Source organism: Synechococcus sp. H60.2 (genome assembly GCF_047462315.1).
GTDB lineage: Bacteria > Cyanobacteriota > Cyanobacteriia > Thermostichales > Thermostichaceae > Thermostichus.
This window is the reverse complement of sequence record NZ_JANSIZ010000017.1, coordinates 26,106-41,146: the sequence shown is the minus strand read 5'-3', so window position 1 is coordinate 41,146 and position 15,041 is coordinate 26,106. Positions and strand designations below refer to the sequence as shown.

Sequence of the window (15,041 nt, the reverse complement as noted above, 5' to 3'; positions counted from 1 at the left end):
GGGCAGAAGAAGAGACAAAAGCTCTGCTGTCAAGCGGGTGAGGAAACCCCACCCGCCTACGCGGTGGGGTAGTTCATTAAAAAAGTGCAGCTCGGCCATCAGCCTGCTGCACTTAGAGTTATCAACCCACAAAAACTAGAAAAGATATTCCGCTCTCTAGAACAGGCCCAGGGTGACCCACTTATCCAGAGGCAAGGTGGCTCCGATGCCCAAATAGAGGGTGACCAGGGTCCCGATCAAAAACACCGTCGTTGCTACGGGGCGGCGCAGCGGATTCTGGAACTTGTTGACGTTTTCGATGAAGGGCACAAACAGAAGGCCGACCGGAATGGCCGACATCAGGGCAATGCCCAGCAGCTTGTTGGGAGCAATGCGCAAAATGTGAAACGCGGGGTAGAGATACCACTCTGGCAGAATTTCCAGCGGCGTGGCAAAAGGATCCGCCGGCTCGCCCACCCCCGCCGGATCCATGACCGCCAGGCCGACAATCACGCCGATGGTGCCTAGGATCACCACCGGGAACATAAAGAGCAAGTCGTTGGGCCAAGCGGGCTCACCGTAGGTCATGTGGCCCATGTTCTTCTTCAGCTTGGCCAAAACTTTGGGGTTGTCCAGGTCAACTTTGCGTGTAATGACCTCAGTTGCTATTACTTGCTTCGAGACAGGCATAGCCGTTCTCCTTGTCTGGGGTAAAAAGGCTTAGCAAGAGGAACTTGGGGATCGAACCGGCCTGGGATCACAAGGGTCCAGAAATGCCCTGGCGGCGGATCATCAGAAAGTGCATAGTCATGAAGACCGCCGTCAGCCAAGGCAACACAAAGGTGTGCAGGCTGTAGAAACGGGTGAGGGTGGCTTGGCCAACGGCCTCGCCGCCCCGGATAAGCTGGACTAGGGCATCACCCACCACCGGAATGGCACTGGGCACGCCGGAGACGATCTTGACCGCCCAGTAGCCCACTTGATCCCAAGGCAGGGAGTAACCCGTAACCCCAAAGGAAACTGTCAGTACTGCCAAGATCACACCGGTTACCCAGGTCAGCTCGCGCGGCTTCTTAAACCCACCGGTTAGGTAAACCCGGAAGGTGTGTAGAATCATCATCAACACCATCATAGAAGCACTCCAGCGGTGGATGGAGCGCAGCAGCCAGCCAAAGTTGACCTGGGTCATGATGTAGTTGACCGATTCAAAAGCCTCGGCCACCGTCGGACGGTAGTAAAACGTCATGGCAAAGCCGGTGGCAAACTGAATGAGGAAGCACACCAGCGTGATGCCGCCGAGGCAGTAGAAGATGTTAACGTGGGGCGGAATAAATTTTCCGGTTGCGTCATCGACGAAAGGCGTGATCTCCAGCCGCTCGTCTAGCCAGTCGTAAACTTTGCTCATGATGCCTGCAATTTTTAGAGTTGGATATCCAGGGGGGGACGGGCCCACTCCACACAGCACTGTAACATAACTCGTTAACACGATCATGAAGTCGGGCTCAGCTTTGACACAGGGATCCCTATCCCAGCAGCCCAAACGCCTGCTGATGTCTCATCTTGTTCACGCTTCTTAGTATTTCTTAACTTCTTCCTTAGTCAAGATCCTCCGATGATTGCGCAGAAGCCGAGGTCTGGGGAAAGCAGTTGGAGAGGGTTGGGGATCGGATGGGCGTTACGCCAGGCTGTCCGAGTCTTGTTGTTGGGGTGCCTGCTCTGGGCGGGCCTGAGCCTTGGCGCCTGTCAGGTGCAGGCCAGCCGCTGGGGGGAAGAGCAGCAACTGCTGGCCCAGGCTTGGGCCTATGTGGATCGGGCCTATGTGGATCCGGAGTTCAACGGGCAGAACTGGTGGCAAGTGCGGCAGCGCTTTCTCTCTCGGCCCCTCCAGGATCGGCAAGAGACCTACCGGGCCATTGAGGAGATGCTGGCAACGCTGGGGGATCCCTACACGCGCTTTTTGGATCGGGAGCACTACCTCAGCCTGCAGACTTCTACGGCTGGGGAGCTGAGCGGTGTCGGCCTCCAGATTGCCATCGACGAGCAGGGAGCGGTGCGGGTTATTGCCCCGATGGAGGGGACTCCTGCCGAGCGGGCGGGGATCCAACCTCAGGATGAGATCCTGGCGGTGGATCAGGTGCCAGTAGCAGGCCTGAGCCTGGACGAGGTGGCCGAACGGATGCGGGGTCCCAGTGGCACTCCGGTCAGTCTGCGGCTGAAGCGGCAGGAGCGCATTTGGGAGGTGGAGCTGGTGCGCCAGTCCATCCTGATCAACCCGGTGCGCACCGGTTTTTTCAAGCTGCCCCAGGGGGAGGTAGCCTACATCCGCCTCAGCCAGTTTAACGGCAATGCCGCCGCTCAAGTGCGTCAGGCCATCCAGGCCGCAGAAGCGCGAGGAGTGCAGGGCTACATCCTCGATCTGCGCAACAACCCCGGAGGGCTATTGCAGGCGGCCATTGAGATCGCCCGCTTCTGGATCCCCAAAGGCGACATCGTGCGGGTGACGGATCGCTATGGCATTCAGGACAGCATTCCCGCCACTGGCGAAGTTCTCACAGCAGCCCCCTTGGTTGTCTTAGTAAACCAGGGCAGTGCCAGTGCCAGCGAAGTCTTGGCGGGGGCGTTGCAGGACAGCGGGCGGGCACAACTGGTGGGAACGCGCACCTTCGGCAAGGGGCTGATCCAATCCCTGCTGGAGCTGGCGGACGGCTCCGGGCTGGCCGTGACCACTGCCAAATACCTCACCCCCAACGGCCACGACATTCACCGCCAAGGGATCCAGCCGGATGTGATGGTGGCCGAGGGCCCTCTTCCCCTAACGGCAGAAACCCTGGGCGGCCCTGAGGATGGGCAGTTGCAGCGGGCTTTGGAGGTGTTGGGGTCAACTTTGGCCGTGGCCCAGGGGATCCCAGCGGCAGCCAATACCTGAGGTGAGGAAGGGGGGCAGGGGGGTCTATCGTCTCCGGCGGGGATGGGCGGGCCTATTTGTCTGCAATTCGTTTTAGGATTGGGTTGAGCTGTCAGTCGCTCTGGCATGAACGCCCTCCAGCAATTTCACTACTTCTTTAACTGTTGCATTGGCGCCTGGCACACCGAGCGCACCTACCACTACTTGGATCGCGGGGAGGTGGAGCGCTCCCGCACGGAGTTCACCATTCGCACCCTCACCCCTGAGCTTAAGGAGAAGGTGCTGAGGGACAACAACTACCCCAACCACGGCGTCGACGGCTTCTTGGGCTTCCACCTTGCCTTTGAGACTGTCTCTGAAAAGGGAGAGGAGGTGGGGCAAGAGCTGAACATGCTGTTTGTGCCCCGGCGAGAGAGCGCCCGCGGTCTTGAAGGCGACTATCTGCGCGATCGCGCCTATGAAGAGGAGCGGCCCATGGTGGCCGACTTCCGCTTCGATCCGCAATCCCTGCAACTGGTGATGACCACCACCTACACGCGCGTCGTTGCTGTGGATACCATCACCCTGCTTAACCCGCGCCTGCGCCTGCGGCAGATCCTCACCTACCAACGCCCCCCTCACGGTCAGCCCCTAGAGGAGCTGCTGCTGGTGGGGTTTGGGGTGGAGCAAAAGCTCACCTAGGGGGGTTCATCGGTGGAGCCGGAGTTGATCCCTCCCGAAGACTTGCGCCTGCCCCAGCATTTGGCCCGGATTCAGGCCAGCTTTGAGCGGGGACAATACCGCCAGGCTCTGGAACAGGTGAAACAGGCCCAAAGCCGCTACCCGCAAGCGGGCAAGCTGCGGCTCTGGCAGGCCTTGGCCCAGGAGGCCCTTGGAGAGACCCAGGAGGCGATCCGCTTGGTGCAAACCTTGCTGGGCAACCCGGATCCGGAGGTCGCTCAACAGGCCCGCTACGTGTTGGGCATCTGGCAGGCACCTCGTCTGCGGCGACCAGCAGAGTGGTTGCTCGAAATCCCAGATCTCAGCCACCTGGAAGAGGCCAAGCCGGGGGAACGCCGTCTGGTCTATGAGCGCCTCCGCCGTCCAGCTTCCCTGCCGAAAGTCGCTGATCCCAGCCGCAGCGAGACTGCTCCCCCCTTGAATACCCAACGGCTGACGTGGGTGTTGATCGGGATCCTCTTCGCTCTGCTGGTGGCGATGGCCTGGCTGCCCTAGCCCAGCCCTGGGTTGGTGCAGAGACAGGCCGCCTGACCCAAAAGCAGCAACAGCCGCCCTCGTCGCCCCTGAGTTGAAGAGAGATACTGGGAATAGGGATGGCTGTAACCCTTGGCTGCAGATGCTGGGCGAGCGTCCCAGTCGGATCCCGGGCAACAGTAGGTAACCAGCGGAGGTTGAGAGTGGCTACACAAACATTGGTCATGGATGCGGTAGAGCAGTTGGGCCTGCGGGTCACTCTGGGAGACATTGCCTCCAGCACAGGCCTGGCCCTAGAGGAGGCCAAACAGGAGTTGCTGCAGTTAGCCCAAAAGGCTGGGGGGCATCTCCAGGTTTCGCGGCAGGGGGAGATCGCCTACGTTTTCCCGCCCGACTTTCGCGACATTCTCAAGCGCAAGGAGCAGCAGGATCGGCTGGCGGTTTTGCGACGCAAGCTGTGGGGGGGGTTTCTCTACGGCCTACGCATCTCCTTTGGCATCCTGTTGGTGGTGTCGATTATCCTCATCACCCTGGCGTTGATGGCTCTGCAGATGGCCAGCAGCCGTGAGGAGGACAACCGCAGCCGCTCGCGGGGAGGGGGGGTCTTCTTCTATTTTCCCGACCTCTGGGTGGGCAACCCCTTCTGGAGTCCCTACCCCTACTACGGGGGCTATTCCGGTCGGGCGCAACCCCGCCGGGAAAAATCGGAGATGAACTTTTTGGAGGCGGTGTACAGCTTCCTGTTTGGGGACGGGGATCCCAACGCCAACCTGGAAGAGGAGCGCTATGCCTTGATTGGCCAGCTCATCCGCGCCAACGGGGGGGTGATCGCCGCCGAGCAGGTGCTGCCCTACCTGGACGTGGAGCCGGGATCCCCGGCCCTGGAGTATGAAGACTACATGCCGCCGATTCTGCTCAAGTTCGACGGCCAGCCGGAGGTAAGCGAGGACGGTGATATCGTCTATCGTTTCCCAGAGCTGCAGGTAACGGCCACAGAAAGCCCCCAACAGCAGCTTCCTGGGATGTTGCAGGAAAAACCCTGGGTGTTTAGCCGCGCCACCCCTGAGCAACTGACCCTGGCTGCTGGCCTAGGGGTGCTCAATTTCTTCCTGGCAGCCATTCTCTATGGGGCGCGGGAGGAGGTGGCCGCCGCCGGGAGCAACGCCTTTCTGGCGTTTATCTACCCGCTGATTGGATTCCTCTTCCTCTATGGCACGCTGTTTTTGGCGGTGCCTGCAGTGCGGTGGCTGACGTTGCAATTCCGCAACCAGGGGGTGGAGCGGCGCAACCGCATCCGGCGGTTCTGGCAAGAGCGGCTGAAGCGTCCCTCCGAGGTGCTGCTGCGCAAGCTCGACTTTGCCCGCCGCTTCCGCCGCCAAGAGGTGGTGCAGGAGGCGGACACCATCTACTCTACAGATCGGGATTTGATCGAGCAGCGGGACTACCGGCTGGACGAGCCGGCCTTTCGCCAGCTTTTGCAGCAGGAGCAACCCCTGGCAACTGAGTCGGAAGAGGTGCCCCGGCGTCGTCTCTAGGGAGGGGTTGAAATTAGAAGCGCAGGGGCGGGCCTGCACGAGAGCCTTACGAGAGCCTTATTGAGCAATGTCCAACACCAGGAGCGAGCAAGCCGAGCAACAGGATTGGAGGCAGGAGGGTTTGGTCCGTCTGGGGATCGATGTGGGGGGGACTTTCACCGATCTAGTGCTCCTTCAGGAAGGCCAGATCCGGACGGCCAAGGTGCTCTCCACCCCCAGCCCAGAAGAGGGGGTCTTTGCCGCCTTGGACAAGCTGGGCGCGGTCAAGGTAGACGTGTTCTGCCATGGTATGACGGTGGCCACCAACGCCCTCCTGGAGCGCAAGGGATCCCCTACCCTCTTTTTGACCACGGCGGGTTTCCGGGATGTGCTGGCCATTGGCCGCCAAAACCGCCCCTCCCTCTACGACCTCACCCAGCCCAAGCCGGAGCCGGTGGTGCCCCGCCACCACTGCCTAGAGGTAAAGGAGCGCTGCAGCGTAAGCGGCGTGTTGGAGCCGCTGACGGAGGAGGAGATCCAGCGCGTCATCCGGGAGGTGGGAGAGCGGGTACGGCGGGATGGGATCTGCGCGGTGGGGGTGGGGTTTTTGTTTTCTTTCCTCTACCCGGAGCACGAGCAGCGCCTGGGGGCGGCTTTGCGCGAGGCCTTGCCCGGCTTGCACGTTTCCCTCTCCTGCGAAGTGACACCGGAGTTTCGCGAATACGAGCGCTTCAGCACCACAGCCATTGATGCCTACCTCAGCCCGGCGCTGGCGGGCTACCTGCACCGCTTGGCCCAAGGTTGTCGGGAGAGAGGGATCCCCGCCCCCCTGATCATGCAATCCTCCGGCGGCGTCACCTCCCTTGCTCAGGCGGCAGCCCACGCCTCGGTGGCACTGCTTTCGGGGCCGGCGGGCGGCGTTTACGGAGCGGCCTATGTGGGCCGTCTGAGCGGCTATTCCCATCTGCTCAGCCTGGACATGGGAGGAACCAGCACCGATGTGGCCCTCATTCAAGACGGCCTCCCTCAGGTTACCTCGTCAGCGGTAGTGTGCGGCCTGCCGGTGCAGCAGCCCCAGATTGACATCCACACGGTCAGTGCCGGGGGCGGATCCCTGGCCTACCTGCTACCCGGCGGGGGGCTGCAGGTGGGGCCGGAAAGTGCCGGCTCCAACCCTGGGCCGGCCTGCTACGGGCGGGGAGGAACGGCTCCCACAGTAACCGACGCCAACCTTTGGCTGGGCTACCTGCCGGATGGGGGCTGGCTGGGGGACTCTGTTTGCCTGCGACGGGATCTGGCTGGCCAGGCTATTGCGACGCTGGCGGAGCCCTTGGGTTTGAGTTTGGAGGAGACAGCTGTCGGCATTCGCACCCTGGCCAATGGGGCCATGGCACGGGCCTTGCGGGTGATTAGCGTGGAGCGGGGCTTGGATCCCGCCGATTTTGCCCTGCTGGCCTTTGGCGGAGCCGGGCCTATGCATGCCTGTGCCCTGGCAGAGGAGCTGGGGATCCGCCGCATCTTGATCCCGGCCTTTGCCGGTGTCCTCTCAGCGCTAGGTATGGCTGTGGCCAACCTACAGCGGGATTACCGGCGGGCCATCCTGCAGCCGCTGCGGCAACTGGAGTCGGCTGCCGAGGGATCCCTTTTGGCCCCATGGGCGGCGCCCCTCATCCGCCAGGCGAAAGCTGACCTGCAGGAGCCGGAGCTGTACTTCAGCTTAGACCTGCGCTATCGCGGCCAGTCCTTTGAGCTGGAGATCCCGGCCCAGTTGTCGGATCCAGTTTCTCTCTTGGAACAGCGGTTTCACCAAGCCCACCAGCAGCGCCACGGCTGGCAGGATCCCAGCCAGGTGGTGGAAGCCATCCAGTTGCGCCTGCGGGCGGTGCAGGCCTTGCCCAGCGTCCCGCTGCAAGCCCCCCCACCCTTGCCAGGGGATCCCTTCAAGGGGGAGCGACAGGCCTGGATGGGCGGCCAAATGCGTTCAGTCCCGGTTTACGATCGGCGGCGCATGGATGTGGGGTTTCCGCTACGCGGGCCAGCGATTGTGGAGATGCCTGAGGCTACCGTAGTCATCGAAGCCGGTTGGACAGGCAGCATCGACGCCGTGGGCACCCTGGTTTTAAGCTGCGAATAGAGGCCCCTTTCTCTCTTTGGCAGGGCGGACGATGGGACTCGAACCCACGAATGGAGGAACCACAATCCTCTGCCTTAACCACTTGGCTACGCCCGCCAGGATCCTGGGGATCTAGCTTAGCATGGGACAAACAGAACGAAGCCGTAAAGAAGGTTGAAGCGTCCCAACATGCTGCCCAGAGTCGATCTACTGAAAGGAGCGGAGTATCGAGAAACCTTAGCGCGCATTCTGGATCTGGGGGAGCAAGCCCTCAAAACCTGGCAAGTGGTCTGGAGCGATTTTCTCTCCCCGCCAGAGGTAGCCGAGGTGCAAAGCCGGTTGCACAACTTGGCTGAACTGCAGGTGGTGGCCTGGGGGGGCTATGCCCAGGCGGAGCGGCAACGCCTAGCCCTGGCTCGCTCTGAGGTCAGCTTGAAGGTGGAAGGCGCAGAAGGGATCCCCTTGGCCGCTGTTCAGATACAGGGAAACTTTCTTTTCGACCCGGCCACTCACCGCGATTTTTTGGGAGCCCTGCTGGGAGCTGGCATTGCCCGGGAGAAAGTGGGAGACATCCTTGTTTTAGGTGACACGGGGGCCCAGGCCATCGTTGTGCCGGAATTGGTGGACTATCTCAGCCTCAACCTGACGCAGGTGCGCAGCGTGCCCGTCAAGGTCAGTCCCATCCCTCTCAACCAATTAAAGGTTCAACCGCCGCGGGTGAAGTCCATCACCAGCGTGGAAGCCTCTTTGCGCCTGGATGCAGTGGCCTCGGCGGGATTTGGCCTGTCCCGCAGCAAGATGGTGGAAGAGATCCAGCGGGGAGAGGTGCGGGTTAATTGGAAGCCGATTACCCAAGCCAGCTACACTGTCGGCCCCCAGGATTGGATTGCTATTCGTGGTCGCGGTCGGCTGCAAATTGAAGAGGTAGCCGAGACGAAAAAAGGCCGCTTTCGCATCCAGATGAAGCGGTATCTCTAGGTTTTTGGAGATCTACTGCCTGCCTGAGATCCAGGGCGAGAAATCGCTAGGAAAAAGGGAAGAAGGCCCAAGGATAGAGCAAGTACTCCAAGTAAAACAACTTCCAGATCAGTTGATAATAGGCCACGATCGCGTCGCGGCAACCCAGATCCAGGCGAACACCATAGCCTACAAGGATTCCTAGCCCCAGCCCATGCCCTAACAGCATCCAGGCACCCTGGCCCATGAGAAGAAAATAGCTTCCCAAAGCGATAAACGCTAGGTAACAAGCGGCCAAAATGCCAATGCAAAACTTTGAGATCCGCTCCTGGCCAAAGCGCAACGAAAAGGTGGCAATGGCAAACCGCCGATCCCCCTCCATGTCGGGAATATCTTTGAAAAGGGCGATCACCAGCCCAAAAATAGACATAAACCCTGTCAGAAAAACAATGGGAGCAGAAAGCTCGACTTCCCCCTGCATCAACTGCTGAAAATGGCTGTACAGGCCCAGATTGACGATCAACCCCCGCACACAATAGATACAAGCCGAGGCCGCCAGCGGAAATCGTTTCAACCGCAGGGGGGGCAAGGAATAGGCGGTGCCGATTCCGTTGCTCAAAAGCACCGTCAACAACAGGTACGGGATCCCTGTCAGGGCCAATAGGATGGATGCCACCCCGCAGACGGCGACGATCCCCACCCCCTGTCGCCAACTTAGGGAGCCGGCGGCCAGGGGCAGATAGGGTTTGTTGATGCGGTCGATCTCGATATCCGTGAGCTGGTTGAGGCCGACAATATAGACATTGGCCGCCAGACAAGCCACCCAAGCCACGCCCAACTGGGGAAGGACAGTTAGCAGGGCCGTTGGTTCAGCGGCCACGAACCCGGCCAGCAAGTAGAGGCCCAGCAGACTGGCACTGGTGCCGTAGACGGTGTGGGGCCGAGCAAAACGCCAGAGAACCTGCAAATATGGGGTCATTCTAGCCAGCAGCGATACAGCTCATGGCCCGGAGCCCCCCCCGTGGAGAGTGGCTAGGGATGGGGGGAGTCTTTAAGGAGGGCAGCCAGGGCCGACCAGCGGGGATCCACCGGAGGCGGCGCAGCCGATTCCACCACAATGCCCGGGCAATCGGGGCGACAGGGCAACTGGTGGGGCATCTCCAAATGCAGGTGTTGGTACATCCAGTCTTCGATATCCAGCTCGCCGTTGGGCGGCAGGCTCTCCAGCAGATCTTCTTCGTCCCGCAATTCCAGCTCTAGAGGCGGCGGTTCAGGACTGGGCTCCCGAATTAGGATGATCTCCTCAACCTGCAGGTGCAGCCGGTGGTTGAACTGCTGCAGGCAGCGGTGACAGGTGAGGGTGACGATGGTGCGGGCCTCGGCGCTCACCTCCAGGAAATGCCCCCGGTGGCTGGCCTGCAGGGATCCCTCCACAGGGGTCAAGCTCTCAAAACCTGAAAAAAACTGCCTAAACTGTACCTCTTGGGTTTGACCGGGCATCTGCCGCAGGTCGGATAGACGAATTGGCCTCAGCATGACATCCCCCTCTATACGTTCTGGGTAGCAGGGATCCCTAGAATCGCCCCTATCGGCAAGAGAGCCCCCAGGTCAGGGTCGAGAAGAGGCCCGCCGGATCACCAGACGACGGTCAGGCTCTTTGCCACGGCTGAAGGTTTCCAGATCGGCGTAGGCAGGGTCTTTCAGGAGCGTGTGGATCTGCCGCCGCTCGGCAGCAGAAAGATCGGGAAACTCGTATTCCCGACCACTGGTTCTCACCTTTTGCACCGCGACAGCAACCAAGGCTTTGAGCTCCTGCAAACGGCGCTGACGATAGCCATCCAGATCCAGGATATAGGGCTGCTGTTGGTCTTCTGGCTGGTTGAGGTTGAGAAGGGTGTTGGCCAGATACTGCAACGCATCCAAAACCACCGGGGAGCGCTCTTCCTCAGGGCCAGCTTCTTTGGACGACGGCAAGGGCAATGCAGGCGCTTTTGAGAGCAGCATTTGCTTCTGGGCCGGAGTTAGAGAATCGGCCTCAATTTCGATTATCTCCCCCACCACACGCACCACTGCCGGGATTCCCATCGCCGCCAGCACCTGCTGCAACCACTGCCTGGCCCGTTCTCGATGTTCGGCAGGAGAAAGCTTGCCCTGGGAAGGCGCAACGGTTCCCTCAGACTTCTGATGCGATTTTTTGGCGGCGGATCCCTTCAAAGATCCCGTAGAGGACTCAGAGGGGCTCATCCTGGGCAGCTTCCAATTCTGAAGAGGTATCAAGCACTCGACCGTAAGCTCACCCCACGCCAAGCAGCAAGGACTGCCTAGGGCTCAAAGGGCAGGGATTCGCGCCCTCCCCCAGCTGCCTTTGGCTTGGCCGGTCGGTCAACCTCCTTGGCTTCCACCGTGATCACCTGGGCAGCGCGGCGGCGCTCCTCTTCCACCAACCGCTGCAAGTTCTCCGGCAACGGCTCCCGCGAGAGCAAGAAGGTTTGCACAGTTTGGAAGATGTTGGAGACAAGGATATAGAGCAAAACTCCAGCCGGCAAGGGGAAGAACAGGAACATTGCTGAGAACAGCACAGGGGTGATGCGAGCCATCGAGCTCTGGCTGGGATCCTCTTGGCCTGTCTCCTGGCCAGCGTTGGTCAGGGATTGGTTCAGGTAAATGGAGACGCCGAAAAGGACAATCATGCCGATGATGTCCCAGTGGATGGTGCCATCCGGGTCAAAGGCGCCGACACGGCCTAACTTGTCGATAAACAGAAAGCCCGTGTCAGAGGCTAGGCCCGGGATCGCAACCTCCACAGTCACTTCCCCTGGCTGCAGGGCCAGCAAGGTGCCATCCGGCTGGATCTGGGCCCGCTCTTCTCCTTTGGTGATCTTCCAGGTGGGCTGCAACAGGCTGGGATCCCCGCCCGCTTCTGCCACCAACTGCTCAAAGGGCTTGCCCCCCGGCCCCTGCAGCAGAAACTGCACCTGCTCCCCTACGGCAATCTTGGTGCCTTTGGGCTCCACCAGCACCACTGGCTTGTGTACCGAGTCGGCGACGAAGATGTTCTTACTGGGGCTGACGTAGGGGGTGGGCACCACCTCTGCCGCCACCTCTGCTGGCAAGATCTGCAGGTTGACGTCGTAGGTAACCGCTGCAAAGGGGGATCCCCGCAGCGTGGCAAAGAGAGCAAAGAGCACCGGCATTTGAATCAAAAGCGGCAGACAACCCGACAGCGGGTTGACTCCCAGCTCGCTGTACAGTTTGGCCTGGGCGTCGCGCAGCTTTTGTGGGTCATCCCGGTACTTCTCCTGGATTTCTTGCATCCGCCGCCGCATCAAAGGGTTAATCACCTTCATGCGCCGCATGTTGCGGATAGATCCGACGTTGAGCGGGTAGAGGGCAAAGCGGATCACCAACGTCAGGAAGATGATGGCCAGTCCATAGCTGGGCACGATCCCGTAGAAAAAATCCAGGATCGGCAGCATGACGTTGTTGGAAAGAAATCCGACTCCGAAGTCCATGGGGGGTGCTGGCGAACGTCCGTAACCCATTGTAATGGTTTCCGACCGGCTGACGAGGGCGTTTTCAGGGTTTAACCGCCCCAATCGGCAAGGGGGATCAGCCCAGCAATTTCCCTGCCTCTCCGAGGGAGAGGGGCAGAGCGCGGCGGCGTATCAGCGAAAAAGGAGGAGCTGCTTTGCCCCTCCTTCATCGTTCTGGTTAAACTTGGAGCTCTGGCAGCTCCCTTGTGCTGGGAGCAAGAGACGCTCTGAATGAGGATCCCTTTCCCCTGCTGATGGAACTACTTGACCTTGACCGTAGCACCAGCTTCCTCCAGCTTCTTCTTGATCTCGTTGGCTTCCTCTTTGGGGATCCCTTCCTTGACCGGTTTGGGAGCGGCCTCCACAAGATCTTTGGCATCTTTCAGGCCCAAGCCGGTCAACTCGCGCACCACCTTGAGGACGGCGATCTTCTTATCCGCAGGGACAGCCTCGAGAATGACATCAAAGGCCGTTTGCTCTTCCACCGGTTCAGCCGCCGCTGCTGGCGCCGGTGCCGCTGCCGCTGCCACGGGAGCAGCCATAACCATGCCACCTGCTGGGGCAGCCGCATTGACGCCAAAGGTTTCTTCGATGGCTTTCACCAACTCGGCAGCCTCCAACAAGCTCAATGCTTTCAACTCTTCCAGGATCTTTTGAACACGCTCCGAAGCCATGGTCTTGTCTCCTCAGGGTAACGAAGTGGATAGGTGGAATTGGGTTGATGAACCCAACACAGGTCGATCCCGTCAGGCCGCCTCCTTGTCGGCAATAGCCCGGATGGCCCTTGCCAGGGAGGCCGGGATCTCATAGATACCGCGAGCCACTTGCGTGGGCACTGCATTGAGCCCCACTGCCAGTCGGGTGGCCACCGACTTGAGGCTGCCCGCCACTTGGGCCATGAGCACCTCCTTGGGCGGCAGCTCGGCGATGGCCTTGGCCTGATCCAAGGTCAGGGATAGCCCCTCGGCAGCGGCGCCGCGGAATTCGGTCTTCTTGGTTTGCTTGGCGAAATCTTGATACGCCTTCAGGGCCGCTGGAATATCACCCCGGATCATGATAAAGGCCGTCGGCCCTGACAGGAAGGGAAGAATCCCTGCCCAAGCCTTTTGGTCGGCGACAGCCCGCCGCATCAAGGTATTTTTAACCACCATGCAGACAGCATCCGCCTTGCGCAGCTCCGCCCGCAGTTGGTTCATCTCGGAAACGGTCAGCCCCTTGTAGTCGATGACCAGCACCATTTGGCTGGCTTGCAACAGGGATCGAACTTCATCGACCACCTCCGCTTTTTTCGCTACAGGTTGCTTGCCCATGCGCTCACCTCCTTTGTTGTCACTGGCTTACTGAGGGCCGAACAGGTGTTGCCGTCGGAAGGGGGTATCTAGAGCCGCCAAATAGAATGCGTCCCAGCCAGAGCCGAGACGCATTGAGGCAGGCATAACCCAGCAATCCACAACGGGATCCCTTTGCACTCCACTCAAACCTCGGCAGGACATTAAGCCCCTAGGCACCTGCTGTCTTCGGCTTGCTATTCAACTGTGGGAAGCTCTTCTCTGCCCAGATCCTCCAGAAAAATAGTCAATTCAAACGGCAAACAACTGCCTTTTTCCCTTTGCAGCGCCGAAGCAGCCTTAGGCAACCAACTTTAGCTCTCGCAGGGCATTGATGTCAACCTCAATCGAGGGGCCCATTGTAGCACAAACATGTAGGGCTCGCCAATACTTGCCCTTGGCTCCAGGGGGACGGTTGCGGTCAACAGACTCTTGCACGGCTTTCAAGTTTTCCAGCAGTGCTTCGACAGGGAACTTGCACTTGCCGAAAATCAAATGCACAATGCCGGTTTTGTCCGCCCGGTACTCCAGCTTGCCGGCTTTGAACTCCTTGATGGCTTGGGCCAAATCCATGGTGACCGTCCCACCCTTGGGAGAGGGCATGAGGCCACGCGGCCCCAATAGGCGCCCCAGCTTAGCAACCTGGGGCATCACATCGGGGGTGGCAATCAGCAGGTCGAAATCGATCATGCCCTTGCCGATCTCCTCGATTAGGTCTTCAAAGCCCACCCGGTCGGCTCCTGCGTTCTGGGCTTCCGTAACCTTCTCGCCACGGGCAATCACCGCCACCCGAATCTCCTGCCCGGTGCCGCGGGGCAAGACGACGGTGGTGCGCAACTGCTGGTCGGCATACTTGGGATCGATCCCCAGGCGGATGTGAACCTCTGCCGCCTCGTCAAATTTGGCAGTGGCCGTCTCCTTCATCAGAGCCAGGGCTTCTGCGGGGGGATAGGCAATGGGCTTGACCTTCTCCCGCAAAGCCTGCATACGTTTGGACAGTTTTCGAGCCATCGTTTCTCCTCGGGGTGCTGGCGAGAACCTCTCTCCCCCAAAACTTCAAGACAACAATCAGACTAAAGATCCTTCATCAATCGACGATTGTCACCCCCATGCTGCGGGCAGTGCCGGCGATGATTTTCATAGCCGCCTCCACATCACGGGCATTCAAATCGGGCAACTTCTGCTCGGCAATCTGACGCAGTTGCGCTCGCGTCAGGGATCCCACCTTGACTTTGTGGGGCTCACTGGATCCCGACTCAATGCCGAGGGCTTTTTTGATCAACACCGAAGCCGGCGGCGTCTTGAGGACGAAGGTGAAGCTGCGATCCTCGTAAATCGAGATCTCGACCGGCACCACCATCCCGGCTTGATCCGCCGTTTTGGCGTTATATTCCTTGCAGAAGGCCATGATGTTAACCCCGTGCTGGCCCAGCGCCGGGCCGATGGGGGGGGCGGGGGTGGCTTTGCCCGCCTGGATGGCCAGCTTGACCACTGCCACCAGTTTCTTAGCCATGAAAC

Annotated in this window: 16 protein-coding genes, 1 tRNA gene and 1 other annotated feature; of the genes, 6 read left to right on the top strand and 11 right to left on the bottom strand. The window is 60.1% G+C overall.

The window, feature by feature from the left end:
• Nucleotides 1-156: 156 nt before the first annotated feature.
• Together petD and petB are read right to left on the bottom strand one after the other, a co-directional pair.
• The gene (gene petD, locus NW845_RS04455; protein ID WP_414365321.1) at nt 157-669 is read right to left on the bottom strand and encodes a cytochrome b6-f complex subunit IV; all 513 of its coding nucleotides are present in this window, start codon (nt 667-669) and stop codon (nt 157-159) included.
• A 67-nt stretch (nt 670-736) separates the two neighbouring features.
• On the bottom strand, nt 737-1,384 hold the full coding sequence (gene petB / locus NW845_RS04450) for a cytochrome b6 (protein WP_011430625.1): 648 nt from the start codon (nt 1,382-1,384) through the stop codon (nt 737-739).
• Between the two features lie 207 nt (nt 1,385-1,591).
• Here petB and NW845_RS04445 point away from each other — a divergent pair, with 207 nt between their 5' ends.
• From NW845_RS04445 to NW845_RS04425, 5 genes are all read left to right on the top strand, one after another.
• A complete protein-coding gene (locus NW845_RS04445; protein ID WP_414365324.1) occupies nt 1,592-2,905 on the top strand; it encodes a S41 family peptidase in 1,314 nt (437 codons plus the stop codon).
• 105 nt (nt 2,906-3,010) lie between these two features.
• Nucleotides 3,011-3,565 carry a phycobiliprotein lyase gene (locus tag NW845_RS04440; protein WP_414365326.1) on the top strand — a complete coding sequence of 185 codons (555 nt, stop codon included), beginning with the start codon at nt 3,011-3,013 and terminating at the stop codon, nt 3,563-3,565.
• Between the two features lie 12 nt (nt 3,566-3,577).
• Nucleotides 3,578-4,099, top strand: a complete 522-nt coding sequence (locus NW845_RS04435; protein WP_414377064.1) for a hypothetical protein — start codon at nt 3,578-3,580, stop codon at nt 4,097-4,099.
• A 182-nt stretch (nt 4,100-4,281) separates the two neighbouring features.
• Nucleotides 4,282-5,613 carry a hypothetical protein gene (locus NW845_RS04430; RefSeq protein WP_414377062.1) on the top strand — a complete coding sequence of 444 codons (1,332 nt, stop codon included), beginning with the start codon at nt 4,282-4,284 and terminating at the stop codon, nt 5,611-5,613.
• A gap of 67 nt (nt 5,614-5,680) precedes the next feature.
• Complete coding sequence (locus tag NW845_RS04425; RefSeq protein ID WP_414377060.1) at nt 5,681-7,726, top strand: hydantoinase/oxoprolinase family protein; 2,046 nt, start codon at nt 5,681-5,683, stop codon at nt 7,724-7,726.
• A 23-nt stretch (nt 7,727-7,749) separates the two neighbouring features.
• Here the strand turns inward: NW845_RS04425 and NW845_RS04420 are convergent.
• Nucleotides 7,750-7,822, bottom strand: a tRNA-His gene (locus NW845_RS04420).
• A 72-nt stretch (nt 7,823-7,894) separates the two neighbouring features.
• Between NW845_RS04420 and NW845_RS04415 the strand changes: the two genes are divergently transcribed.
• Nucleotides 7,895-8,683 (top strand): photosystem II S4 domain protein, encoded by a 789-nt coding sequence (locus NW845_RS04415; RefSeq protein WP_414372176.1) that lies wholly within the window; start codon nt 7,895-7,897, stop codon nt 8,681-8,683.
• A 46-nt stretch (nt 8,684-8,729) separates the two neighbouring features.
• Here NW845_RS04415 and NW845_RS04410 read toward each other — a convergent pair whose 3' ends face one another.
• From NW845_RS04410 to rplK, 8 genes are all read right to left on the bottom strand, one after another.
• Complete coding sequence (locus NW845_RS04410; protein ID WP_414377059.1) at nt 8,730-9,641, bottom strand: homogentisate phytyltransferase; 912 nt, start codon at nt 9,639-9,641, stop codon at nt 8,730-8,732.
• Nucleotides 9,642-9,694: 53 nt separating this feature from the next.
• Nucleotides 9,695-10,198: a YceD family protein gene (locus NW845_RS04405; protein WP_414365337.1), complete on the bottom strand. Its 504-nt coding sequence runs from the start codon at nt 10,196-10,198 to the stop codon at nt 9,695-9,697.
• A gap of 72 nt (nt 10,199-10,270) precedes the next feature.
• Complete coding sequence (locus NW845_RS04400) at nt 10,271-10,906, bottom strand: protein jag (RefSeq protein WP_414377058.1); 636 nt, start codon at nt 10,904-10,906, stop codon at nt 10,271-10,273.
• 77 nt (nt 10,907-10,983) lie between these two features.
• Nucleotides 10,984-12,174: a membrane protein insertase YidC gene (yidC, locus tag NW845_RS04395; RefSeq protein WP_414365341.1), complete on the bottom strand. Its 1,191-nt coding sequence runs from the start codon at nt 12,172-12,174 to the stop codon at nt 10,984-10,986.
• Nucleotides 12,175-12,455: 281 nt separating this feature from the next.
• Nucleotides 12,456-12,869: a 50S ribosomal protein L7/L12 gene (gene rplL / locus NW845_RS04390; RefSeq protein ID WP_414377056.1), complete on the bottom strand. Its 414-nt coding sequence runs from the start codon at nt 12,867-12,869 to the stop codon at nt 12,456-12,458.
• 72 nt (nt 12,870-12,941) lie between these two features.
• Nucleotides 12,942-13,505 carry a 50S ribosomal protein L10 gene (gene rplJ, locus NW845_RS04385; RefSeq protein ID WP_414377055.1) on the bottom strand — a complete coding sequence of 188 codons (564 nt, stop codon included), beginning with the start codon at nt 13,503-13,505 and terminating at the stop codon, nt 12,942-12,944.
• Nucleotides 13,506-13,578: 73 nt separating this feature from the next.
• Nucleotides 13,579-13,734 (bottom strand) — a sequence feature (ribosomal protein L10 leader region).
• An 89-nt stretch (nt 13,735-13,823) separates the two neighbouring features.
• The gene (gene rplA / locus NW845_RS04380; protein WP_414365347.1) at nt 13,824-14,534 is read right to left on the bottom strand and encodes a 50S ribosomal protein L1; all 711 of its coding nucleotides are present in this window, start codon (nt 14,532-14,534) and stop codon (nt 13,824-13,826) included.
• Between the two features lie 76 nt (nt 14,535-14,610).
• Nucleotides 14,611-15,036, bottom strand: coding sequence for a 50S ribosomal protein L11 (gene rplK / locus NW845_RS04375; protein WP_011430609.1), 426 nt, complete (start codon nt 15,034-15,036; stop codon nt 14,611-14,613).
• Between the last annotated feature and the right edge of the window lie 5 nt (nt 15,037-15,041).